Annotated in this window: 26 protein-coding genes; 11 read left to right on the forward strand and 15 right to left on the reverse strand. The window is 67.0% G+C overall.

All coding sequences use genetic code 11. From position 1 onward, the window contains the following. Positions 1–9: 9 nt before the first annotated feature. Genes pucL through uraD form a run of 3 tightly spaced genes read right to left on the reverse strand, consistent with a single transcriptional unit; the run spans position 10 to position 1,738 of the window. On the reverse strand, positions 10–915 hold the full coding sequence (pucL, locus tag DAT37_RS33860) for a factor-independent urate hydroxylase (protein ID WP_109528934.1): 906 nt from the start codon (positions 913–915) through the stop codon (positions 10–12). 5 nt (positions 916–920) lie between these two features. Beyond that, entirely contained in the window at positions 921–1,238 is a 318-nt protein-coding gene (gene uraH / locus DAT37_RS33865; RefSeq protein ID WP_109528935.1) for a hydroxyisourate hydrolase, read from the reverse strand. Next, on the reverse strand, positions 1,235–1,738 hold the full coding sequence (gene uraD, locus DAT37_RS33870) for a 2-oxo-4-hydroxy-4-carboxy-5-ureidoimidazoline decarboxylase (RefSeq protein ID WP_109528936.1): 504 nt from the start codon (positions 1,736–1,738) through the stop codon (positions 1,235–1,237). Before uraD ends, uraH begins: the two co-directional genes overlap by 4 nt. Positions 1,739–1,869: 131 nt before the next feature. Between uraD and DAT37_RS33875 the strand changes: the two genes are divergently transcribed. Both DAT37_RS33875 and DAT37_RS33880 read left to right on the forward strand, forming a co-directional pair. Continuing rightward, positions 1,870–2,481: a nucleotidyltransferase family protein gene (locus DAT37_RS33875; protein WP_109529149.1), complete on the forward strand. Its 612-nt coding sequence runs from the start codon at positions 1,870–1,872 to the stop codon at positions 2,479–2,481. 6 nt (positions 2,482–2,487) lie between these two features. Next, on the forward strand, positions 2,488–3,528 hold the full coding sequence (locus tag DAT37_RS33880) for an XdhC family protein (protein WP_109528937.1): 1,041 nt from the start codon (positions 2,488–2,490) through the stop codon (positions 3,526–3,528). 37 nt (positions 3,529–3,565) lie between these two features. On the opposite strand, the gene DAT37_RS33885 is transcribed toward DAT37_RS33880, so the two are convergent. The 5 genes from DAT37_RS33885 to DAT37_RS33905 all read right to left on the reverse strand — a co-directional run bounded on the left by DAT37_RS33885 (position 3,566) and on the right by DAT37_RS33905 (position 7,978). Further along, positions 3,566–4,633, reverse strand: coding sequence for an ABC transporter substrate-binding protein (locus DAT37_RS33885; protein WP_109528938.1), 1,068 nt, complete (start codon positions 4,631–4,633; stop codon positions 3,566–3,568). A 118-nt stretch (positions 4,634–4,751) separates the two neighbouring features. Then, the gene (locus tag DAT37_RS33890; protein WP_109529150.1) at positions 4,752–5,489 is read right to left on the reverse strand and encodes an ABC transporter permease; all 738 of its coding nucleotides are present in this window, start codon (positions 5,487–5,489) and stop codon (positions 4,752–4,754) included. Positions 5,490–5,536: 47 nt separating this feature from the next. Continuing rightward, positions 5,537–6,283, reverse strand: a complete 747-nt coding sequence (locus DAT37_RS33895) for an ABC transporter permease (protein ID WP_109528939.1) — start codon at positions 6,281–6,283, stop codon at positions 5,537–5,539. Continuing rightward, the gene (locus tag DAT37_RS33900) at positions 6,280–7,143 is read right to left on the reverse strand and encodes an ABC transporter ATP-binding protein (RefSeq protein WP_109529151.1); all 864 of its coding nucleotides are present in this window, start codon (positions 7,141–7,143) and stop codon (positions 6,280–6,282) included. Before DAT37_RS33900 ends, DAT37_RS33895 begins: the two co-directional genes overlap by 4 nt. A gap of 181 nt (positions 7,144–7,324) precedes the next feature. Then, positions 7,325–7,978 (reverse strand): TetR/AcrR family transcriptional regulator, encoded by a 654-nt coding sequence (locus tag DAT37_RS33905; protein ID WP_109528940.1) that lies wholly within the window; start codon positions 7,976–7,978, stop codon positions 7,325–7,327. A 282-nt stretch (positions 7,979–8,260) separates the two neighbouring features. Between DAT37_RS33905 and DAT37_RS33910 the strand changes: the two genes are divergently transcribed. From DAT37_RS33910 to DAT37_RS33920, 3 genes are all read left to right on the forward strand, one after another. Beyond that, entirely contained in the window at positions 8,261–9,172 is a 912-nt protein-coding gene (locus tag DAT37_RS33910) for an SIS domain-containing protein (protein WP_232840163.1), read from the forward strand. Between the two features lie 250 nt (positions 9,173–9,422). Next, positions 9,423–9,671: a hypothetical protein gene (locus DAT37_RS33915; protein WP_157978829.1), complete on the forward strand. Its 249-nt coding sequence runs from the start codon at positions 9,423–9,425 to the stop codon at positions 9,669–9,671. Continuing rightward, positions 9,668–10,609: a hexose kinase gene (locus DAT37_RS33920; RefSeq protein WP_109528943.1), complete on the forward strand. Its 942-nt coding sequence runs from the start codon at positions 9,668–9,670 to the stop codon at positions 10,607–10,609. The genes DAT37_RS33915 and DAT37_RS33920 overlap by 4 nt, the downstream gene beginning before the upstream one ends. Before the next feature lie 256 nt (positions 10,610–10,865). Here DAT37_RS33920 and DAT37_RS33925 read toward each other — a convergent pair whose 3' ends face one another. The 5 genes from DAT37_RS33925 to DAT37_RS33945 all read right to left on the reverse strand — a co-directional run bounded on the left by DAT37_RS33925 (position 10,866) and on the right by DAT37_RS33945 (position 14,742). Beyond that, entirely contained in the window at positions 10,866–11,159 is a 294-nt protein-coding gene (locus tag DAT37_RS33925; RefSeq protein ID WP_109528944.1) for a DUF3349 domain-containing protein, read from the reverse strand. A gap of 15 nt (positions 11,160–11,174) precedes the next feature. Further along, a complete protein-coding gene (locus DAT37_RS33930; protein WP_408637475.1) occupies positions 11,175–11,504 on the reverse strand; it encodes a DUF3349 domain-containing protein in 330 nt (109 codons plus the stop codon). An 11-nt stretch (positions 11,505–11,515) separates the two neighbouring features. Beyond that, a complete protein-coding gene (locus tag DAT37_RS33935) occupies positions 11,516–11,800 on the reverse strand; it encodes a hypothetical protein (protein WP_109528945.1) in 285 nt (94 codons plus the stop codon). A gap of 14 nt (positions 11,801–11,814) precedes the next feature. After that, positions 11,815–13,125: an inorganic phosphate transporter gene (locus tag DAT37_RS33940; protein ID WP_109528946.1), complete on the reverse strand. Its 1,311-nt coding sequence runs from the start codon at positions 13,123–13,125 to the stop codon at positions 11,815–11,817. A 72-nt stretch (positions 13,126–13,197) separates the two neighbouring features. Next, on the reverse strand, positions 13,198–14,742 hold the full coding sequence (locus DAT37_RS33945) for an ATP-dependent DNA ligase (RefSeq protein ID WP_109528947.1): 1,545 nt from the start codon (positions 14,740–14,742) through the stop codon (positions 13,198–13,200). A 93-nt stretch (positions 14,743–14,835) separates the two neighbouring features. Between DAT37_RS33945 and ramB the strand changes: the two genes are divergently transcribed. After that, complete coding sequence (ramB, locus tag DAT37_RS33950) at positions 14,836–16,242, forward strand: acetate metabolism transcriptional regulator RamB (RefSeq protein WP_109528948.1); 1,407 nt, start codon at positions 14,836–14,838, stop codon at positions 16,240–16,242. A gap of 126 nt (positions 16,243–16,368) precedes the next feature. Here the strand turns inward: ramB and DAT37_RS33955 are convergent, their stop codons facing one another. After that, positions 16,369–17,499: an MFS transporter gene (locus DAT37_RS33955; protein WP_232840164.1), complete on the reverse strand. Its 1,131-nt coding sequence runs from the start codon at positions 17,497–17,499 to the stop codon at positions 16,369–16,371. Positions 17,500–17,675: 176 nt separating this feature from the next. On the opposite strand from DAT37_RS33955, the gene DAT37_RS33960 reads away from it, so the two are divergent. The 3 genes from DAT37_RS33960 (at position 17,676) to DAT37_RS33970 (ending at position 19,668) form a co-directional block, all read left to right on the forward strand. Then, positions 17,676–18,701 (forward strand): TetR/AcrR family transcriptional regulator, encoded by a 1,026-nt coding sequence (locus DAT37_RS33960; RefSeq protein WP_109528950.1) that lies wholly within the window; start codon positions 17,676–17,678, stop codon positions 18,699–18,701. A 134-nt stretch (positions 18,702–18,835) separates the two neighbouring features. Continuing rightward, positions 18,836–19,027, forward strand: a complete 192-nt coding sequence (locus tag DAT37_RS33965) for an antitoxin VbhA family protein (RefSeq protein ID WP_109528951.1) — start codon at positions 18,836–18,838, stop codon at positions 19,025–19,027. Continuing rightward, on the forward strand, positions 19,027–19,668 hold the full coding sequence (locus tag DAT37_RS33970) for a Fic/DOC family protein (RefSeq protein WP_109528952.1): 642 nt from the start codon (positions 19,027–19,029) through the stop codon (positions 19,666–19,668). The genes DAT37_RS33965 and DAT37_RS33970 overlap by 1 nt, the downstream gene beginning before the upstream one ends. Before the next feature lie 46 nt (positions 19,669–19,714). Here the strand turns inward: DAT37_RS33970 and DAT37_RS33975 are convergent, their stop codons facing one another. Next, a complete protein-coding gene (locus tag DAT37_RS33975) occupies positions 19,715–21,544 on the reverse strand; it encodes an acyl-CoA dehydrogenase (protein WP_109528953.1) in 1,830 nt (609 codons plus the stop codon). A gap of 248 nt (positions 21,545–21,792) precedes the next feature. On the opposite strand from DAT37_RS33975, the gene DAT37_RS33980 reads away from it, so the two are divergent. Continuing rightward, positions 21,793–22,539 (forward strand): helix-turn-helix domain-containing protein, encoded by a 747-nt coding sequence (locus tag DAT37_RS33980; protein ID WP_109528954.1) that lies wholly within the window; start codon positions 21,793–21,795, stop codon positions 22,537–22,539. 115 nt (positions 22,540–22,654) lie between these two features. Further along, on the forward strand, positions 22,655–23,251 hold the full coding sequence (locus tag DAT37_RS33985; protein ID WP_157978830.1) for a hypothetical protein: 597 nt from the start codon (positions 22,655–22,657) through the stop codon (positions 23,249–23,251). The last annotated feature ends 328 nt before the right edge of the window (positions 23,252–23,579 follow it).

A 23,579-nucleotide genomic window follows, 5' to 3' on the forward strand; every position in this document is an offset into this window, starting at 1 on the left:
ATCCGCGGCTCACGGTTCCCAGGCGGGCCCGGCGGGCGGCGCGTCCTGTCTCGACACGGTCGCGTGGATCAATCCGTACGGCCGGTCGGCGGCGTGGAAGACCTCCCCGTGGTTCTCGATCCCGAACCGGGCCAGGTCGTAGCCGAAATGGTGTTTGTTCGGGGCGGCGAGGCGTACCTCGGCGAGTACGGGATAGGCCTCCAGCGCGGCTTTGCCCATGTCGAACAGCGTCTGCTGCAAGGCCTTCGAATGCCGGGTGGCGAAAACCTCGATCATGGCCGCGCGGATACCGGCGTAGACCTCGTCCCATGCCACCCCCGAGGTCGCCGCGAAACGCCAGCGCGCGTTGACGGCGGTGGCGAGCACCCGGTCGTTGGTCGGTTCGAGCACGGTGAAATCGTCGATGAGGAAATCGGCGAACTGCGATCCGGTGGATTTCAGGATCACCAGGTCGTCGACGCCGCCGATGACCCAGGCCCGCTGTTCGACGCCCTTGCCCGCCACCGCCACCGTCACCGTGCGCACCTCGGGACCCTGGCGCACCCAGGTGTGATCGTGTTCGAGTCCGCCGACGGCGACCCGCTGCCAGGCGAATTCCTCGATCTCGACGCGGGCGCTGTGCACCGGTTCGGTCTCGTCGACGAAATGGGCGGCCAGCGCGAGCGCGTAATCCTCCACCGGCTGCACGCCAGGTTTCTTGGCGAGGGCGTAGGCGGTCTGCTTCTGGGTGTCGGTGGGCAGCACCTTCGACTGGTCGCCGGAGACGTAGGCGTCGGCGAAATCGCCGCGCAGCACCGTGCTGACGTTCAGGTCGCGGATCTCGTGCCGCGCGCTGTCGCGATAGATCCGGACGATCCGATTCTCGGCTTTGCCGTATCGGTTGTCGGACAACACGATCGGACCGGTCAATTCCATGGGCGTCAGCTCCCTCGGTAGGTGGAAAAGGCGAAGGGCGACAGCAACAGCGGCACGTGATAATGCCGCGACGCACCCACGGTGAAGGCGATCGACACCTCCGGATAGAACGTGTCGAGCCCGAGTCCGGCGAAGTACGCGCCGGTGTCGAAAACCAGTCGGTGCACACCGGGTTCCAGCGGCGGTCCGAGCTCGGCGATCCGGCCGTCCCGATCGGTCGAGCCACTGCCGAGCAACCGCACCCCGGTGTGCAGGGCGACGCCGACACCGGCCGCGGGCACACCGCGGACCGCGTCGAGCACGTGCGTGCTCAGCGTGCTCACGCGAGGTCCGCCAGCAGTCGCCGCAGCCGGATGCGGTTGATCTTGCCCAGTTCGGCGCGCATGATTCGCCTCTCGGTCGCCGGATCGTTGCCGAGCCGGGTGGTCAGGAGTTCGAGCAGTTCCGCCCCCGATCTGCCGCTGGCACAGACCAGGTAGATATGGCCGAACTTCTCTTCGTATGCCCGATTTCCCTCGGCCAATGCCAGCTTGACGCTATCGCCCGCGTCGGCCACCCCGGCCTGTTCGCGCGCGGACGCGTCCGAACGCGGTCGCGCGCCGATACGCGGGTGCCCGGACAGCGCGCGATCGAGTTCGGATTCGGGCAGCGCGGCGAGCGCGGCGTCGGCGGCGACGAGCAGATCCTCGGCGGTGCGGTACGGCCTGCCCGCGAGTACGGCGCGAGCGAACGCGGGTGACGAGCAACAGTCGAGCAGTGCGCGCGTGGCGAGGTCGTCGGGCATCGCGTCGAAACCCGCCGTGTCGCTCACGTCGTCCGTCATCGGTCAAGCATCGAACACGACACGCCACGCCGCCACCCGGAACAGAGTGATCATTCCGGCGTGTCGAGGATTCGCCGGATATGAGTCCGTAGGTAACCCACGAGCAATGCGGCGCCGCTACGGTGGCGGTCATGGTTCCCCCCGACCTCGTGACGACGTCCGGGCCTGCCTGCGCGGGCATCGTACTCGCGGCGGGCGCGGGCACCCGATACGGCTATCCCAAAGCGCTCGCCGAAGGCGGCGCCTGGCTGCGCGCCGCGGTGGCCGCCCTGCGCGACGGCGGCTGCGATCCGGTCATCGTGGTGCTCGGCGCGACCGGACCCACCCCGGCGACGGTCGCCCTGCCGCCCGGCGCGCGGCACGTGTGGGCGCCGGACTGGGCGACCGGGATGGGCGCGTCACTGCGGGCCGGGCTGAAAGCGGCCGCGGGCACACCGGCCGAATACGTCGCGATAATGCCGGTCGACACCCCCGATGTCGGCGCCACGGCGGTCGCCAGGGTGACCGCCGCGGCCTTCGCCGCCGAGAGCGGAATCGCCCGCGCTGTGTTCCACGGCACACCGGGACATCCCGTTGTGATCGGCCACGAGCACTGGACCTCGGTGTGGAGAGTCGCCGTAGGAGATTCGGGAGCCCGCACCTATTTGGCCGGTCGGGAGGATATGGTGTGCGTCACGTGCGACGATGTGGCGACGGGACTCGATCGCGATTTCCCGGCCACGACGTCCGTTGATCGGAGCTAGAAACTGATGCGCGACATCGTCGATGACCTATTGCGGGTGTGGCATTCCGGCCGCACCGGAGGCCTTGCCACCGTCGTGCGGACCGTGGGGTCCGGGCCGCTGAGCGTCGGCTCGGCGATGCTGGTCGATCCCAACGGCGGGGTGTACGGCTCGGCGCTGGGCGGCTCGGTCGAGTCGGCGGTCCGTGAGGCGGCCGTGGCGGCGGCGCGGACCGGCAGGCGGGCCATGCACCGGTTCGGTGTGCCCGCCGGGGAGTCCGGCGGCGACGCCGGGGGGATGATCGACGTCTTCGCCGAACCGTTCTCACGCCGCGATTTCCCTGAATTCCCGACCGTCGCCTCCGAGATCGCCTCGCATCGGCGGGTCACCGTGTTCACCGTGGTGTGGAATCCGGACGAGGATCTGATCGGCCAGCACCTGGTGACCGATAAACGGCACAACACCGAGTTGGTCGCGCTGCCCGAATCCGATGTGTTCGTGTCTTCGTTCGCGCCGCCGCCGCGTCTGATCATCTTCGGCGCCAACGCGATCGCCTCGGCGCTCAACGTGCAGGCCCGACTACTCGGCTACCGGGTGACCATCTGCGATTCCCGCGACGATGTCGCCGAATCGGAGGCGTTCCCCGGTGCCGAGGTGGTGGTCGACTGGCCGCACCGCTACCTGAACTCCCTCTCCTCGGAGGGCGAAATAGACTCCAGTACAGCGATTGTCGTGCTGTCCAACGATCCGATGTTCGAGATTCCGCTGCTCACCGTCGCGCTGCGGCTGCCGGAATTCGGCTACCTGGGCGCGACAGGCACCCAGGCGTCGCACAACCGGCGCATCGCCGATCTGCGTGCGGGCGGCTTCGGAGAAATGACGATGGCCCGCCTGCACTCCCCCGCCGGGCTCGATATCGGGGCCCGCACCGCCACGGAACACGCCGTGGCGATCGCCGCCGAACTGCTGGCGACGAAGTCGGGACGGAGTGTCCGGATCCACCCTGAGCAAGCCGATGTGATCCACGCCGAGCGAGCGTTCGGCGCCGAGACATCGGTGGCTCTGTAGAGCTCACGGGGCGTTTCGGCGCCGAAACCCGTCGAGACTATTTCAAACCGGGGTTCTCCGCGTAGACCTCGCGCAGGATCGACAGATCGAACAGTTGGTCGGCCTTGATATCGATCTTGGCCGTGCGCAATGCCGCGATGTTCTGTTCGATGAGCTGATCGGTCATGCTCAGCAGCCCGTTGGCCGCCGTCGCCGCGGACACCACCAGATCGTTCTGCGCCGTCGCCTCCAGGGTCTGTTCGGCCAGATCCAGTTTCTGATCCTTGCCGTACACCTCCACCGCGAGCCGTGCCGATTCCGCCGGGTTGGCGACCGCGTCCTTCCAGCCCTTGATCTCGGCGACCAGGAACGCCTTCAGTTTGTCGCGCTCGTTATCGATGGTGGACTGTGTCACCGTCAGCGTTTCCGCGACCAGCGGCAGATTGAAATCGGCGAAGAGGAAATTGGTGTTGGCGAAACCCTTGGCGGCCAGCGTGATCGGCTCGTTGGTGACGTAGCTGACCCAGCCGTCGACCTCACCGTTGGCCAGCGGGGTCGGGTCGAACTGCGCGGGGACGATGGTGACATCGCCCGGCGTCATGCCGTTGGCGGTCAGCAGGGCGTTGAAGATCAGCTGGTTGGTGTCCTGGACACCGATCTTGCGGCCCTTCATCTCCTGCGGGCTCTTGATCGGCTTACCCGCCGCGCTGACGATGCAGAACGGATTCTTCTGATAGGTGGTGCCGACGATCTTGGCGGGCAACCCTTCCAGAACAGCCGGGGCGGTGGTCTGCGGCGCGGACAGGCCGAGCCAGACCTTCCCGGTGTCGAGCCCGGCCTCGGCGGAGGTACTCGCGGCGCCGCCCGCGATCAGATTCACCGAGCCGAATCCGGCGTCACGGAAATAGCCCTTCGAATCCGCGAAGTACTCACCGGCGAATTCGATGTTCTTCAGCCAGGAGAGCTGGACGGCGACGGTACCGAACTTGGAACCGTCCGGGGTGGAGCCACCGGAAGAACTGCTCGAATCATCGCCACACGCGGCGAGCACACCCGCGCCGCCGAGTACGGCTCCGGTCAGCGCGGAGTAGCGGAGAAATGAGCGACGGGCGAACACTGCTGTCATGGACCGAATCTAGGTTCGATCGGTTTCCTTTTCTTTACTTTCAGGTTCCGAGCGCTGATTCGCCCGCGTCGACCGCGAATATCGGGCCGGTCCCGACATCCCGGACCCGACACAGAACCTAGCTCCGTCCGGCGTCGGGGCCGAAACGCGCGAGCACCAGATTCTCGATGACGCCGACGATCGCGTACAGCGCCACCGAGACGATGGTCACGATGACGATGCTCGCCCACAACTTGTTGTACTGGAAGGTGGGAATGGCGCGGATCAGGCTCGCGCCCAGACCCGTTCCACTGCCGAGCCATTCGCCGATCAACGCACCGATCAAGGCGCCCGGCACCGAGATCCTCGCCGCCGCGAACACCGAAGGCAGCGCGGCCGGGATGGAGACCATCCGCAGTGCCGTCCAGCGCGAGCCGCCGTAGGCTGCGACGACGTCGACGGCCTGTTTCGGCGCGTTGCGCAGACCGGCCATGATCATCACCAGTGCCGGGAACAGCACCACGATCGCCGCCATCACCGTCACCCCGCCGGTCCCGCGCCCGAAAATGAGCACGATGATCGGCGCCAGCGCCACCAGCGGCACCGAACGCAGCAGCATCGCGACCGGCATGAAGGTCTGCTCGATCGTCGAGACGGTGACGAACAGCGCGGCGATCACCAGCGCCGCCGCCATGCCGACCCCGAATCCCACGGCGGCGTCGCGCAGGGTGATCAGCAGGTCGTCGATGATCGCCTGCCGCGCGGTCGACGCGCCGGGCGCGGTGACGAGGTAGCGCCAGATGTCGGCGGGCGATTTGCCGACTCGGGGCCCGACCTCGGGGAACGCCCGTAGGAAGACCTCCCAGATCACCAGCATCAACAGCAGCGAGGTGAGCAGCGGGAGCAGGAACAATCCGATCCGTTTCACCGGGCCTCCTGTGCGGTCCAGGGCGCGACCAGTCGCGCGGTGAGCGCCACCACCGCGTATCCCAGACCGGCCAACGCGGCGGCGGCCAATGCCATCCCCCAGGTACGTGGCACGTTGTAGGCCGACTGCGCGGCGGTCAACGCGACTCCGATACCGCTGTCGACGCCGCCCAGGTATTCGCCGATGATCGCGCCGAGCACCGCCGAGGGTGCGGCGATCTTCAACGCCGCGAAGATATTGGGCAGCGCGGCGATGATCTGCACCCGGTAGAGCTGCTGCCACCGCCCGCCGCCGTAGGCGCGCACCAGATCCAGACTGGTGCGATCCGCCGAACGCAATCCGGTGACGGTGCCGACCATCGTGGTGAAGAAGCAGTACATCGCGGCGAGGAAAACCGTCGGCGTGCGACCGCCGAACACCACCAGGATGATCGGGCCGAGCGCGAGCAGCGGTGTGCAGTAACTGAGGATCGCCAACTGGGTCGCCAGCGGTTCGATCGGCGGAATCAGTACCACCAGGATCGCCAGCCCGATCGCCAGCGTGTTACCCCAGACGAAACCCTTCAGCGCGCCCTGGGCCGTGATCCGGAAATTGGGGCCGTAGAGGTCCCAGCCGTCGGTGAACATCGTGCGCACCACCGTCCACGGACTCGGAATGGTGCCGCCCGCGACACCGGCCGCGGCGAGTATCCACCACCCGATGATCAATCCGAGTAATCCGAACAGACCGCCGAGATATCTCATGCCGAACCTCCCGCCTTATCGGTCACGACCCCGCCGGTACCGGTCTTGCCGAACAGCAATTCCGACAGGTAGTCGTGCAGCGCGTGGAATTCGGGGGTGCGCATCATTTCCGGGAGCCGAGGCCGGGGCAGATCGATGTCGACCAGTTCCAGTACCCGCCCCGGACGCGGACTCATCACCGCGACCACATCGGAAAGGAACACCGCCTCCGCGATGCCGTGGGTCACCATGAGGGTGGTCGCGGGTTTCTCTGTCCAGATGCGCAGCAGTTCCAGATTCAGTTTCTGCCTGGTCATATCGTCGAGCGCGCCGAAGGGTTCGTCGAGCAGCAGCACCGTCGGCTTCACCACCAGCGCACGCGCGATCGACACCCGCTGACGCATACCGCCCGACAACTGCGCCGGTTTCGCCTTCTCGAAACCCTCCAGCCCGACCAATCGCACCAGTTCCGCGATCTGTTCCGCGTCCGGTTTCAGACCCGCGACCTGCAAAGGCAGCTTGATATTCGATTCCACCGACCGCCACGGCAGCAGCGCGGAATCCTGGAACGCGATACCGAGTTCGTGATGGGTGCGCAATTCGGCGGGGCTCTCACCGTTGATGAGGGTTTTCCCCGAAGTCGGCGCCTCCAGCCCGGCGAGAATGCGCAACACGGTCGATTTACCGCAGCCGGACGGGCCGAGCAGGGACAGGAACGACCCCTGCGCGGTATGCAGATCCACCGAATCCAGGGCCGCCACCGTGCGACGGCCGACTCTGAAGGTCTTGGTCAACCCGCTGATATGGATTCCGGTCCCCCCGGCCGCCGGATCGGGGCCCGTGCCGCGCTCGGCCCCACCGGGCTCACTGTCCGTGCTCATATCCGCCACCATAGAAGGGGTCGGTTGCACCGATATTGCGAATGACGACGACAGATTTCGCCATCGTTACGCCGAGGAATATTGCGATCCCATCGGGCGCGGACGGTCGCGCTGCCGGTTCCTGGATTCTCGAGCCGACGCGCGGCCGAAACTCGTGCGCCCCGGGCGCGCGGACCCCGGATCAGCGCTCGGCGAGCCCGGAATTGACGAAATACGCTATCTCGTCGCAGATTTCATCGAGCGATATATCGACATCGGGAAGCGTGGCGTGCACCATCTCCTGGGCGAGCGAATTCACCGCGCCGATCACCGCGAGAGCGAACAGTTCGAACCGCCGCGGCGCGGTCTCGCCGCGAGCCACCGCCTGCTCCGCCTCGGTGATGAGCAGTGCCGACAGCAGCCTGCGCTGCTGCATGCGCCATTCCTCCACGGCCTGGCTCACGCCGACCACTTCCACGTAGTTCACGCGCGCGGTGCGGGCATCGCGGCAGGTCACGGTGAGATAGGCGCGGAAACCCTCCACCACCCGCGTGGCCAGCGGATCGTCGCGCGCGGCCTCCAGCGCGGTGAGGGCGGATTCGACCGCGTGCGAGATGGTCCGGTTGCCCAGCGCGATCAACAGCGCTTCGCGGCTGCCCATATCCTCGTAGAAACTGCGCGTCGACACATTGGCGGTGGTGCACAGCCGCTCGATCGAAGTGGCGGCGTAACCCTGGGTACCGAACAGTTCCAGCGCCGCGTCCATCAGGCGCGACTGCCGTTGCGCTACCCGCTGCTCCTTGGACAGCCCTCCGTAGCTGCGTCCATCCTTGAGTTCGCCCTCGCGCCGTGCCACCGCACGATGCTACCGCGCGCCGAATGTTCGCCCGCCACCCGCGAGCCCCCCGGTCCCGGGGTGGGGAGCACCTTCGACACGACGGTGCCGAATTCGGCGTCTCGCGCCAATGCCGTTGCAGCGCAGAAAATTAGCCGCCCCTCGGGGCGACAACCATCGCCGATGTCGCGCGCAGGGCGGCGGGCGACCGGCTCCCGAGGCCCCCGTCCAGCGGTCGACCGGACTCGCCGCCGACTCCCGGCCGACGTTGACATGATCGAACCCGGCGACGATTCTGGCCGGGTGCCGATTCCCGCCCGAACGGCCCACGCGTCCCATCTCGCGGCCGAGATCGCCACCCAGCCCGACGACTGGGTGGGTGCCCGGGTGACCGCGGACACCCATCGCGACGTGCTGCCGCGCGCGGGTGAGCATGTCGCGGCCATCGGATGCGGCACCTCCCTGTTCATGGCACGCGCTTTCGCCGCGCTGCGCGAGGAGGCCGGTCTCGGGACGACCGACGCGTGGCCCGCGAGCCGGATCCGCGACCGCGATTACGACCGCTACCTGGTGATCTGTCGCTCGGGCACCACCACGGAGGTGGTCGAGGCCATGCGGCGGATACCCGCCGCGACCCCGCGCACCGTCCTGTGCGCCAGTCCGCGGACCCCGGTACTCGACCTGGGCGACCCCGTCCTGATCGACGAGGTCGACGAGCGGTCGGTGGTGTCGACGCGGTTCGCGACGACCGCGCTCGCGATCCTGCGCCACCACCTCGGACAGGATCTGACAGCGGTGATCGACCAGGCGCGGACCGTTCTCGCCGAGGATCCGCGACGCTCGCTGGCGGCGGTGCGTCGCGCCGAGCAGATCACCTTCGTCGGGATGGGTTTCGCCGCCGCGCTCGCCGAGGAATCGGCGCTGAAGCTGCGCGAATCCTGCCGTTCCTGGACCGAGGCCTACCCGGCCACCGAATACCGGCACGGACCCATCGGCATCTCGGCGCCGGGGCGCGCGGTCTGGGGCCTCGGCCCGCTCGACGCGCGTTTCGCGGCCGACGTCGCCGCCACCGGAGCCCACCTGGAACACCGCGACATCGATCCGATGGCCGAACTCGTCCGAGTGCAGCGATTGTGTGTACTGCGCGCCGCCGACCTCGGCTTCGACCCGGACCATCCACGAAATCTGAACCGTTCGGTCATGTGGGACCGATGACGCTCACGGTGCGCGGCCGTGTCGTCCGCGCGAAAGCATGTCATCGATGACGCCGTGATCTCCGTCGACGGCGAACGGATCACCGACGTGCGGCGACCGGGAAATGGGCAACGGGGCAGCCGGTCCGGTGGCGGCGGCGCTGGTCGAAGCGGCGCGGGCCGATGTGGCGCTGATCACAGATGCCGGGTCCGCGGCGGGATGATTGATGGTAAGTACCAACTCGGCGTGAGCCGGGTGACGGTGCGCGAGGGTGTGGCGCGAGTGGCGGGCGGCTCTCGCCGAAGGGTCGGCCACGCTGCTGGAATGCCTTGCCCGGGCGGTGAACGCGGCGGGTGTCGCGCTCGCGGACGCGGTCGTCGCCGCCACCGCGGTCCCGGCCGACGGCGCCAGGCTGTCCGAAATCGGCGATTTGTGGACCGACGGGTTCGCCGACCTGCTGATAGTTGATGACAATCTACAGTTGCGCCGGGTGCTCAGACGTGGACAGTGGTTGAAGTGATCCTCACCGTGACCATGAACCCCGCTTACGACATGACCTACCGCGTCGAACGTTTCGAGCGGGGTCAGGCACACCGGGTCCGCTCGGTCGAACAGCGCATCGGCGGCAAGGGCATCAACGTGACCCGAGTTCTCAACCAGCTCGGAAAATACGCTCGCGCAACGGGTTTCTCCGACCACGCGTTCGCCGCAGCGGCCGAACTCGAACTGCCGGTGGATTTCGTGCACGCGCTGCCGTGGGTCCGGCGCACTGTGGTGATCAGCGAATCCGACGACGGCACCGCGACGGCGCTGTGGGAACCGGGCGCGCGGATCTCCAATCCCCATGCGGCCGAACAACTCGCCACCAGGGTCGCGGGACTGCTGCCCGATATCAACGGACTGGTGATCTCGGGCTCCCTGCCCGGAGGCGTCGATCCGCGACTGCCCGCCGATATCGCCCGCACCGCCACCGACGCGGGCGTTTCCACGATCTGCGACGTCGACGGCGAGGCGTTGCGCTTGGCCGCCGAAGTACCCGGCGTGGTCCTGATGCCGAACGCCGAAGAGCTGCAACGACTCACCGGCCGCGTCTCGACGACACCGGACGAGATCGTCGCCGCCGCCTACCCGTTGATCGAACGCGGTGTCCGGGCGATCATCACCGGCAAGCGCGGCCACGGCATGGTGGGTGTCACCGCCGACGGCGCCTGGTCGGCAACGGTCCCGGACAAGTTCAGCGGCAACGTGACCGGCGCGGGGGATTCCGCCGCCGCGGCGGTGATCGCCGCGCTGTCGGAGAAATCCGCCCCCGACTGGCCCGCCATCCTCACCGACGCCGTGGCGACTGCCGCCGCCGCGATCGTCATCCCGGTGGCGGGCGAGATCGACCGCGGCCTGCGCACCCGGGTCGCGCCGACCGTCGTGGTGGAGAAACTGGCGATACCCGATCGCGCGTAACCGACCGCACCGCCGACGATTTCGTGATCGCCCCGCGACGGAGGCGGTCCGGCGGCGCGCGACGAGGGGGCGGCGCCGCCGGACCGGCGGAGGGGTGGATCGGGCAGCGACCCACCGGAGTCGGGCGACCCGCGGGAGCAGGGAGTGCCCCGGGTGGCGGGGCCCCGCCGGTCGCCGACTCACCGATCCTTTCCCGCTCCGCTCGAGGTTCGCCGGGACCACGCTGTGAGTCGGCTGGGAACGCGGTCCCCGTGCGCTACTCCGGTGACTCCGGGTCCGGCCAGGCATGCGCGGCCAACCTGGTGCGCACCCGGGTGACATCGTCCTCGGACGGCATCTCGTTGGTGACCTTCGTGATCATCACCTGGATATCGGTCGAATCGGCCGGTAGATCACCGGTTCCGGCGAGTTCGGCCGCGAGCGCGCGAACTTCCTCGTCGGAAAGCCTGCGCCGCAGCAGCGCGAGCAACGGGATGTAGTCGGCCTCCGGCACTCCGTCCGGATATCCGGCCCGCAGCCAATCGATGATGGCGTTCAGGAAGGGCGGCATCGGACAGACCCGCCGTCAGTCGGAATCGGGCAGCAGATTCGCCAGCGGCCAGCCGCCCGCGGCCAGATGGGAAGCGACCCGGGCGACGTCGTTCGGGTCCGGCTGTTCCTTGGCGAAGCGGGCGATGGCGGCCTCGATATCGTCGTGCCCGATCGTGCTGTCCGGGTTGTCGCGTACGAGTTCCCCGGCGATGGCCGCGACCTCGTAATCGGTGAGATCCCGGTGCAGCACCGCGAACAGCGCGACGTAATCCGAACTCGGGATGCCCTGCGGATATCCCGCGCGCAGCCAGCCGATGATCCGGTCGAGCATATTCGGCCTGACGGTTTGCGGTTGATCGGTCACTGCTGCACCCTTCACGACTGTCCGAACAGATGAATGCCGAACTTGGCGGCCAGGAAGGCCTTCGCGGTATAGAGAATTCCGGTGATGATCGCGGCGATGATCAACGCGAAGCAGGTCAGCGCGCCGATCAGGGCCGGATAGTTCCGCTGGGCCACGCTGCCGTCGGATCCGACGGTATCGGCAGCCGTCCACAGCCGCACGCCGAAGGCGAACACGATCGGCAGGCCGGCGCCGAGGATCAGTGCGGCCAGGGTGACCTTCCACAGCGAGTTCAGGTTCGTGACGATGGTGTGCATATCCGATTCCTTCCTCAGCCGCGCCGGGTGGTCCGGCCCGAGGAGATCTCGGTGGGCGGTGCCGTCGTCGCCGACGGCCGGGGACGGTCCTGTTCGAGCTCCGGCGCGGGCGGGTTCCCGTTCGCCGGAACGGGCGTCGCGCGTTCGACGGGGTTCACAGCCGCGCGAGAATCACCGGCCGGGTCGGGCGTGTCGGAGGGCCACTCGTTCACATTGCCGGTGTCGACGGGATCGCGGCGCGACCGCAGATAGATCAGGACCGACAGCGCGATGAGGATCGCGAAGACGACCAGCACCCCGGCCAACCCGCCGATGACGTGCGCGATGACCCAGCAGATGGCGCCCGCGAGACCGGCCAGCGGCAGCGTGAGCAGCCAGGCGACCGCCATCCGGCCCATCACGTTCCAGCGCACCTCGGCGCGCTTGCCGAGACCACTGCCGAGGATCGACCCGGTGGCGGTCTGCGTGGTCGACAGCGGCAGCCCGAAATGCGCCGAGGTGAGGATGATCGCGGCCGAGGACGATTCCGCCGCGAGCCCCTGCGGGGAGTCGATCTCGACCAGACCCTTCCCGAGGGTTCTGATGATGCGCCAACCGCCCAGATACGTACCCGCGGCGATGGCGACCGCACAGGCCGCCATCACCCACAGCGGCATGTCGTCGTTCTTGGTGAGACTGCCGTGGGCGACGAGCGCCAGGAAGATGACGCCCATCGTCTTCTGCGCGTCGTTGGTGCCGTGCGCCAGCGAGACCAGGGACGCCGAACCGATCTGTCCCCAGCGGAACCCCTCCGTCGTCTTGTCCTGATCGACGCCGCGCGTGATCCGGTAGACGCCCCAGGTGCCGATCGCCGCCACCAGCGCGGCCACGATGGGCGCGAGAATGGCGGGCAGCACGATCTTGGTCAGCACGCCGTCCGAACCGGAGGCCCAGATCACCCCGCCCCAGCCGAGAGCCGCGATACTCGCCCCGATGAGGCCGCCGAACAGGGCGTGCGACGAACTGGACGGCAGGCCGAACAGCCACGTCAGCAGGTTCCAGAGAATGCCGCCGACCAGACCGGCGAAAACGATGATCAGCAGAGCCTGCCCGCTGACCGCGTCGAGTTGCACGATCCCCTTGGCCACGGTCGCCGCGACCGCGACCGACAGGAAGGCGCCGATGAGGTTGAGCACCGCCGACAGCGCGACCGCCACCCGTGGTCGCAGCGCACCGGTGGCGATGGAAGTCGCCATCGCGTTGGCGGTGTCGTGGAAGCCGTTGGTGAAATCGAAGGCCAGTGCTGTGACGATGACGATCAGAAGGATCAGTAATTCGGCGGTCACCCCACCAGTGTGCGATACCGCCCGGTTCGCTTACCATGCGGTTGCCCTCTGCTGGAACCGGATCGCAATCGACTACGCTCCCGGCAACATCGCCCGCACGGTGTCGATCGTGTCGGCCTCTTCGGCCGTCTTGTCCGGGCGGTATCGGACGACGCGCGCGAAACGCAACGCCACCCCGCCCGGGTATCGCGGACTCACCTGAACGCCGTCGAGAGCGATTTCCACGACCAGTTCCGGCCACAGGTAGACGGTGTACTCGTCGCGGGACCGTTCGTGACGCGGGAACTCGGCCGTCTGCCAGTGCAGCAGCGCGTCGGTGAGGCCCTTGAACGTCTTCCCGATCATCACCGGCTCGCCGGTCACCGGATCGCGGGCCCCGAGATGCAGGTTCGACAGGTATCCGGTCCGGCGTCCGTATCCCCATTCCGCCCCGAGCACCACCAGGTCGAGGGTGTGCGTCGGTTTGATCTTCTGCCAGGCCCGCCCGCGTCTGCCCGCCGCGTACGGCGCGTTCAGCGATTTGATCATCACGCCCTCGTGGCCCGCCGCCAGCGCGCCGTCGAAATATTCGGCGGCGGCTTCGGCGTCGGGGCGCAGCAGCGCGGGGATACTGTGCGCGCACGCCACTTTCGTCAGTGCGAGCCTGCGCTCGTGCAGCGGGGCGTCGAGCAGATCCTGCCCGTCCAGGTGCAGGCAGTCGAAGAAATACGGATGCAGCAGCAGTTCGCGGGTGGGATTGGCCCCCGGAGGCAGCGCGCTCGGGTCGAAGACCGAGAACCGGCTCATCGTCTCCTGGAACGGGCGTGGCCGCCCGGCGTCGGTGAGCGCGAGGGTCTCCCCGTCCAGCACGACACTGGCGCAATCCAGGCCGCGTACGAGTTCGACCAGTTCCGGCACGCTCGCGGTGATATCGCGCAGTGTCCTGGTGAAGACCCGCACGGTGTCGCCGTCGCGGTGGACCTGGATGCGCGCGCCGTCCATCTTGTGCTCGACGCTCACCTCGCCGCCGAATTCGTCCATCGCCTCCTCCAGGCTCGCGCCGGGAGCGGCGAGCATCGGCTGCACCGGGCGCCCCACCCGCAACCGGAACCCCGCCAGCGCGTCGACGCCGCCGGTGCGCGCCGCCAGGGCCGTCACCGGCAACTGCCCGCAGAGCATGAAGGCCCGGCGCACCAGTTCCAGCGGAACATCGGCCGATACCGCCACCGCTTCGCTCACGATGGCGGTGAGCGCGCCCTGTCGCAGTTCACCGGAGAGCAGCCTGATCAGGAAGGCCTGTTCGGCGGTCGTGGCCGCGGTCCACAACGTCGTGAGAAGGTCTCTGCGCCGATTGACCGAGCCCGCGCCGGTCGTCGCGGCGATCTCGGCGAAGGCGGTGTCGACCTCGGCGACGGTCAACGCGGGGGATTCGGCGGCCGGGCTTTCCAGGGCCGCGAGAGTACGCCAGCCCGCGCCGATACGCCCCTGTCGCAGCTCACCCGAGACCCAGGAGACGACGGGCTCCAGTTCTTCGGGCGCGGCCGTGTCCAGCAGCGCGGCGATGGCGGTGATCTTCGTTTTCCGGGACCGGGTGGCGCGAACGGTCTCCGAAGCCTGCACGACATCCGAGAACAGCACCTGACGACCGTAACTCGACGGTGTGACATATCGCTCAGCTCTGCTGTTAATCGCCCATTGGCACGGCTGCGAAAACCTCCATAAACTGGACATATGGCCAAGACTTACGTCGGGGCGCGGCTTCGCCAGCTGCGCACCGAACGAGGACTGAGCCAGGTCTCACTCGCCGCGAAGCTGGAGATCTCGGCGAGTTACCTCAATCAGATCGAGCACGATGTGCGACCGCTCACCGTGCCGGTTCTGCTGCGTATCAGCGAAGTGTTCGGCGTCGACGCGACCTTCTTCTCCTCCCAGGACGACACCAGGCTCATCGCCGAACTCCAAGAGGTCGTCATGGACCAGGAACTCGGTATCGAGGCCGACACCCAGGAGATCGCGGATATGGTCTCGGCGCATCCGAGCATGGCCCGCGCCCTGGTGAACATGCACAACCGCTACCGCAACACCAGCGCCCAGCTCGCCGCCGCCACCGAGGACCGGTTCGCCGACGGTTCCGGCAGCGCGACCATCAGCAAACCGCACGAGGAAGTCCGCGACTTCTTCTATCAGCGCCAGAACTACATCCACGATCTCGACACCGCCGCCGAAGAACTCACCAACCGCATCCGCTTCCACGGCGGCAATGTGAACAGCGAGATCACCCGTCTGCTGCGCGGATACGACGTGCGCATCATGGAACGCATCGATCTCGGCGAGGGCGTCCTGCATCGCTACGACCCCGAAACCCTGCAACTGGAGATCTCCCCGCATCTGTCCGGCGGGCAGCGCACGTTCAAACTGGCCGCCGAACTCGCCTACTTCGAATGCGGCGATCTACTCGAAAAGCTGGTCGAGGAAGGTAATTTCGCGTCCGAGGACACCAGGAAACTGGCCATGCTCGGCCTGGCGAACTATTTCGCCGCCGCGACGGTGCTGCCCTATACACAGTTCCACGAGATCGCCGAGGATTTCCGCTACGACATCGAACGACTATCGGCCTACTTCACCCAGAGCTACGAGACCATCTGTCACCGTCTCTCGACCCTGCAACGGCCGAAACTGCGCGGCGTCCCGTTCTCCTTCGTGCGCGTGGATCGCGCGGGCAATATGTCGAAACGCCAGTCCGCCACCGGATTCCACTTCTCCTCCAGCGGCGGCACCTGCCCGCTGTGGAATGTCTACGAGACATTCGCCTATCCGGGCAAGATCATGAACCAGATCGCCCAGATGCCCGACGGCCGCAAATACCTGTGGATCGCCCGCACCGTCGAACGTCGCGCCACCCGCTACGGCCAGCCGGGCAAGACCTTCGCCATCGGGCTCGGCTGCGAACTGCGCCACGCGGGCCGCGTCGTCTACGCCGACGGCATCGACCTCGGCGAGGCCGCCGCCACACCCATCGGCGCGGGCTGCCGCGTCTGCGAGCGGGCCAACTGCCCGCAGCGGGCATTCCCACCGCTCGGCAGGGTCCTCGACATCAGCGAGCATCGCAGTTCGGTGTCGCCGTACGTCCTCAAGTAGGGCCGTGGCGGTCGAACCACGCGGAGTTGTTGCGCCGCGGCGTCCGAACCCGACGTCGGTCGCGAAGGCGGAAGTCGTGCCCGAATGGCCCGGCGGGAATCGGAACTCCCACCGGGCCGGGGACGCTCACGCGGTCGCCACCGGCCGCGACATGCGCAATCCCACCACCGTGAGCGCGAAGGCGACGATCAGCAGGCCCGCCAATGTCCATGCCAGGACCGGGAATCCGTGCGGAGCGGCGGCGGCCGCGACGATCGGGCCGACCGTCGCGCCGACGTAGAAACTGAACATGGCGACCGATGAGGCGGCGGCGCGGGCCTCGCCGCCGAGTTCACCCGCCGTCTGCAGGACCGCCGGGGCGATCACACCGAGACCGCCGACCAGCACGGCGAGCAGCACCGTCAGGACCGCGAGGTGCGAACCCTCGAAGGTCGCCGCGACCATGGCGAGCGCGGCCACCGTGACGCCGAGCATCATCTGCCCCGATTTCGACAACCGCGCGAGCGGGATGGCGAGCAGCGGAAGCGCGAGCATGACGGGTAGCGCGCCCGCCCGCAGCGTCAGCAGTTCGCCGGAACCCTCGACCAGGCCGGTGATCTCGATACCGGTGTAGATGCCGACCATCACCGCCATGCTCAGCGCGCCCGCCACCAGCATCGGCAGCAGCGCACCGATGCGCAGCACGGCGGGGATCGCGGCGTAACTGTGCCGCAGCGGTTTGTCGCGACCGGCGGGGGCGTCATCGAGCATGACCGAACGCAGTACCGCCGCGAGTACCGCGAAGAGTACCGCCGAGCCCAGGAATACGGTGCGCCACGGGAACGCGTCGACGACGGTCTGCGAGACGATCTGGGCGATCACGGTCGCCGCCAGGAACGATGTCGCCACCGACATGATGACCACCGCCCGATGCGCGGGCTCGACGCGCGTGGCGACATAGGCCATGATCGCGGGCGGCACGGACCCGACGACCAGCCCCTGCGCCACCCGCAGCGCGATCGCCACCGGCGCGGCGAACGCGAGACCGGTCAATAGCGTGACCACTGCGGCGACGATCATCCCGGTGACCAGCACCCGGCGGTGACCGTAGCGATCCGACAGCGGTCCGAACAGGACGAAACCGCCCGCGTAACCGAAGGCGAAGGCGCTGATGATCCACGTCATCGCGCCCGAGCCGACGTCCCATTCCGCTTTCATCGCGGTGAACAGGGGAATAGGTATGTACATCTGCCCGGTCGCGAGCAGTGCGGAGAGCACGAAAACGGGAAGGGTACGGCCGGTGTGCGCCCGGGCCGACCCGTTTACAGCAGGGGTCCGAGCCGGGGTACCGGCCGGAAGACGAAGTGTCGGCGATGCCATGGCACGAAGGTAGGCTTCTCACCGGACAGTTGTCAACCAAACAGTTGGTTTAAAGGGATGGTAAAGTCGGAATCATGACGGCCAGTACCGATGCGCGCACCCCGGCCGGGCGCGGCGACACCCCGCGACCATCACCCGAGGACCGCGGGGGCGAGACACCGAAACAGACCCAGCGCAGCGACGCGACCAAGCGGGCCCTACTGCGCGCGGCCCGCGACGAATTCGCGCGCTACGGTCTGGCCGGGGCGCGGGTCGACCGGATCGCCGACACCGCCGGGGTCAACAAGGAGCGCATCTACGGCCTGTTCGGCAGCAAGGACAAACTCTTCGACGTCATCCTGATCGACACGATGCGCGAATTCCTCGACGTCGTACAGCCACTCGCCGACACCGACCCCGGCGACTACGTCGCCAAACTCTTCGACTACCACCGCGACAATCCGCAACTGCTGCGCCTGCTGCTCTGGGAGGGCCTGCACCGCGGCGCCGACGCCCACGACATCGACGGCTGGCGCGCGGATCACTACGTGCGCAAATTCGACCGCGCCCAGGAACAATTCGGCGTCGACGAGCAGTACGCGGGCCGCCTCCTGCTCGCCTTCTGCGGCCTGGCCAACTGGTCCCTCGCCGTCCCCCAGACCACCCGCCTGCTGCTCGGCGCGGCCGCCGACGACACCGACGCCACCCGCGATTTCATGCGGCGCTTCGCCACCGCCGCGATGCGGAACGAATCGCTGGGCCCCCTCGGCGAACCGGGTGAAACGCCCACGAGCGCACCCGACCGCCCCCTCCCGCCCGGGGCCGACACCGCACCCGAACTCGATTCGACCAGATCGGTCAATATATTGACCGACACATCGTCGCCCGGTAACCAGACAGCACAACCCGATCGGGCACGCACCCAACCCGACCTCACCACGTCGGTCGACAACGCCGCCCAGCGCCTCCGCGACGCCCAAGCCGCCGCCGACCTGGCCCGCGCCGAACTCGGAGCGGCCCTGCGCTCCGCCCACGCCGAAGGCACCAGCGCCAATCAACTCGCCAGGCAGGTCAACGGCACCCTCTCCCGCCCGGTCGTCCTCAAATTACTGGCGGAATGACTATTCGAGAAAGGACCTAGACACTCCCGCAGCACCGAACGCAGACAAGCAATTGGTACTCGCGTCGACGAGAACGCGCCGGAAGCAGGCGATTCGCCAGCTAAACTGAGGTGTCACGACGAGGGAGGTGCTGGATGGCGGGACGACGACCAGTCGATGAGCGGGCACGACGAGCGCGCGTGATTCGAGCGGTTCGCACGACCAGTGAACTGGAGGGTGCTCGCAGCACCGACGCCACTCGCGCCGACCAGGATGCCTATGTACGCGGCGAAATCGACATAGAACAGTTGGGCGCCAGAGTTCGAGCGCGTTACAAGCTCGCGTAGTGCGGCAGGAGCCGTGGGAGACCGGCGAAGCCGAGGCAAGGTGGCTCGGATACTTCATTCCTGGCTGCCAAGTGCTGCGTAATCGTGTCGGTGCGACGACCCGTGAGCAACTCGCCGACGCGGAAAACGACCTCGTCGAAATAAGGCTGGCCGAGTTGCGGGCAAACCTGCACGTAGTGAGACGGACGTACGATCTCGACCATCTGCGGGCACTCCACCGAGTCCTCTTCCAAGACGTCTACGAGTGGGCCGGCGACATTCGTAGCGTCGGCCTCGAAAAGGGTGGCGAATCATTCTGCCCGCCTGCCAATATCGGTCAACCGGTTGCTCATATCTCGGAAGTGATCGCAGAGTCGGATCGGCTGAGGAAGATCGGCGACAACGACCTGCCGAAGAAACTCTCGTACTTGTACGACTACATCAACTACGCTCACCCATTTCGGGAGGGCAACGGCCGCACGCAACGTGAGTTCTTCGATCAGTTGCTGGCGGAGTCGGAGCGGGGTATCGCGTGGAATCTGATCGATAAGATCGAGCTTCATGGCGCCTGCCACACCGCACGGGCAGAGGGCGATCTCACGGGCCTCGAGGCACTGTTCAGCCGGATCCTCGATGACGAGCCGGCCTATTCCTACGACTGACCCTTATCGGCTCGAGCATGTCATTGCCCGACATCGGGATGCATACCTAGAACGCGGCTTCGCCCATATTCATGATGTCGTTGTCGATCGCGGCGAGGATATTGCGGGTCGCGGTCAATTGTGGGAGTACGTTCTTCGCGAAGAAACTCGCGACGGCGACCTTTCCCTCGTAGAAGGGGCGGTCCTTCGCGGTGGCGTCGGCGGCGAGGGCGGAGGCGGCGATCTCGGCTTGTTCGAGTAGGCGCCAGCCGATGAGGAGGTCGCCGACTGCCATCAGGAAGCGCACCGAACCGAGACCGACCTTGTACAGCTCGGGCGGATCCTGTTGTCCCGCCATGGCGTAGCCGGTGAGGGTGGCGGCCATTGCGCCGACGTCGGCGAGTGCGGTGGCGAGCAGGGCGCGTTCGGCCTCGAAACGTCCGGTCGCGGCTTCGAGGAACGCGGTGATCCTGCCGTTGACGTGGGCCAGTGCGACACCCTGGTCGCGAATGATCTTGCGGAAGAAGAAGTCCTGGGCCTGGATGGCGGTGGTGCCCTCGTAGAGGGAGTCGATCTTGGCGTCGCGGATGTACTGCTCGATCGGGTAGTCCTGTAGATATCCCGAACCACCCAGGGTTTGCAGGGATTCGGTGAGGTACTGGTAGGCCCGCTCGGAACCGACGCCCTTGACGATCGGCAGCAGCAGATCGTCGACGCGATGCGCAAGGTCCGCGTCGGCGCCCGAAACCAATTGCGCCACATCGACGTTCTGATGGGCGGCGGTGTAGAGATAGACCGCGCGCAGACCTTCCGCGTACGCCTTCTGCATGGCGAGGGATCGCCGCACGTCGGGGTGGTGGGTGATGGTGACGCGCGGCGCGGCCTTGTCCGACATCTGGGTCAGGTCCGCGCCCTGCACCCGCTGCGTGGCGTAGTCGAGCGCGTTGAGATATCCGGTGGACAGCGTTCCGGTGGATTTGATTCCGACGACCATGCGCGCGTTCTCGATCACCTGGAACATCTGCGCGATGCCGTTGTGCACCCCGCCGACCAACCAGCCCTTCGCGGGGACGTCGGTGCCGCCGAAGGTGAGTTCACAGGTCGGCGAGGATTTCAGGCCCATCTTGTGTTCGAGCCCGGTCACGAAGACGCCGTTGCGTTCGCCGAGTTCGAGTGTCTCGAAATCGAAAAGGTACTTCGGCACGTAGAACAGCGACAATCCCTTGGTGCCGGGGCCCGCGCCCTCGGGCCTGGCCAGCACCAGGTGGAAGACGTTCTCGGCGACGTCGCCCACATCGGCTCCGGAGATGAACCGTTTCACGCCTTCGATATGCCAGGAGCCGTCCTCCTGCGCGATCGCCTTGGCGCGACCCGCGCCCACATCGGAGCCCGCGTCGGGTTCGGTCAGCACCATGGTGCCCTGCCAGCCGCGTTCGTAGCCGGTCCGCGCCCAGTGCTGCTGCTCCTCGGTGCCGACGTTGTAGAGCACCGAGCCGAGAACCGGGCCGAGGTTGAAGAAGCTGGCCGAGGGATTCGCGCAGGTGAGCATCTCCTGGACCGCCCACACGATCGCGGCGGGCGCGGGGGTGCCGCCCATACCCTCGGGCAGTCCGAGCCTGCTCCAATCCGCCTCGTCGACGGTCAGGATGGTCTTGCGCAACGGTTCGGGTACCGAGATCGAAAAGGTAGCCGGATCGTAGGTGATGGGGTCGCGGTCGGCGGTGGCGAACGATTCGGCGATCGGCCCTTCGGACAGTCGCCGCACCTCGGCCAGGATCTCGCGCACGGTATCGGAGTCCAGGTCGCCGTAGGCGCCGGTATCGAGGAGCTTGTCCAGCTGCAACACCTCGAACAGGTTGAACTCGATATCTCGCACGTTCGCCCGGTAATGCCCCACCGCGGCCTCCTCGACTCACGACAGGCGGGATCACACGACCCCGCATCCGACTCCTGGCGCTGTACGAGTCCACAGCCTGCCGCATCCCGTTCCGGCTACGCAACCGTAGGGACGCCGACACGAACGGTCGATCGATCCCCCGCTTACATCGGGGATCGCAGTGCCGTCCGAGCGACCGTCTTGTACATATCTATGACATCTGATCAGTGTGTATTGCCTGAATAGGTCGCAAGTGAGACCATTTACGCATGGGCGAGGTCTCGGTGGCGGCGGCAGCCGCCGAGCTGGGCGTGAGCAAGCGCCAGGTAACCAGGCTGGCACGAGCAGGCGACCTCGACGTGACCCGTGAGGTCGGGGGTGTACTCCTACTCGATTCCTCTTCGGTTCACAGGTGGGCACAGATGCGTCGACTCAGCGGGCGACCGTGGAGCGAGGCAGTCGCGTGGGCGGCGCTGGCGGTACTGTCGGGTCAGGACGCGGACTGGATATCCCCCTCGCAGTCGACACGTCTCCGGCATCGGCTCCGACGTTCCGACGCCGAGGACGTGGCATTCTTCGCTCGCCGACGTGCCGTCACCCTGCGGATGCGGAGCTGGGGCGGCACCGACGAATACGCCATCGGCCAGTACTTCACCTACACCGGCGTCAGCGCGCTCGACAAGGAGAGCGGGATGGCGTCCCGGTTCGGTCTCGCAACGATCCGGAGTGGCCGGACCGATGGCTATGTGAACGCCGACGAATTGGACGCCGCTGTCGAGAACCTCGGTCTCACCGACGATCTCGACGGCGATATGACGGTACGTGTCGTGACCGGGAAGAACCCCTACTTCGCATCCATCGCGAAGCACGAGACCACAGCGGTCGCCGCGACGACGAATGCCGCCGAGGCAGTGTCGATCGCAGCGGTGGCGTTGGACCTGATGGAGTCGCTCGACACGAGAGAACGAAGCGCGGGCGCACGGGTTCTCCAGGAGCTGATCGATGCCCTCCCATAGTCGGCCGATATGGACGGTATCGGCACCGCCGGGAGGATGGGCGTCGCCTTGGCCGCAAGCCGCCGAGCTCGCGAGAGCGATCCCGTCTGAGCAGTGGACTCTGATCGGCGGATTGATGGTTCAGCTCCATGCCGTCCACGCAGGGCTGCCCGCGAGCCGGGCAACGGTGGACGTCGACATGGTGCTGCACATCGAGACCGGTAAGACCACATTCGGCGGGGTGCGTGAACAGCTCGAGAAGCTCGGATACACGCTGCGCCTTCCCATGGGCGATGGACCTGTGCACCGCTTCGAGCGGGCCGACGAGCAGGTCGACGTGATGGTTGCCGATCACCTCGCCCCGAAATGGCAGCCGAAGGTTCGCGGAGTTCCCGTGTTCGCAGTCCCGGGTGGCACATCGGCACTGCGAAAGACAGTGTGCTTCGACCTGGCGATCGGTGACGCCGCGATACGACTCAGCGTGCCGGACGTTCTCGGAGCCCTCGTCCTCAAAGGTGCTGCCTACAAAGCGGATACGCGAGACCCCTCCCGTCATCTCGACGATGCCGCGGTGCTCGCTTGTGCTGTCGACAATCCGATGGATGAGCGAAAGCGGATGCAGGGCAGCGATCATGGGCGGGTTCTGGTCTTGGCGAAGCAGTTGGAGAGCATCGATCACCGCTCATGGAGCGGGATTCCTGTCGAACATCGCAGTCGAGGGCATTGCAGTTGATCACGGGGCCTTCCACGGGGTCTCGCGTTGGTACACGGCGGCGACTCCGTTCCTGAGCCGATTCCCCGGCGCCGCGCGGACGGTATCGCGTTCGTGAAACGGCTTCCGGAGCCGCCGACCACCGGATAGCTGGGTCTCACAGTGGTTCATTCGCTGGTCACCGAAAACGTTCACATCGTCGAAACATCGGCAATCGAGTCGTCACCTCGGGATATTCCGGCGCAACAACTCGCGTCTACCGTTCCCACCACGAATACAGACGTTGTATACACACCGGTCTACAGCTAGGGCCGATGCGGAAGGGCGGACGTATTCGGTGCGACGTAAC

Origin of the sequence: Nocardia aurea, assembly GCF_003123685.1 — a bacterium.
Lineage (GTDB): Bacteria > Actinomycetota > Actinomycetes > Mycobacteriales > Mycobacteriaceae > Nocardia > Nocardia aurea.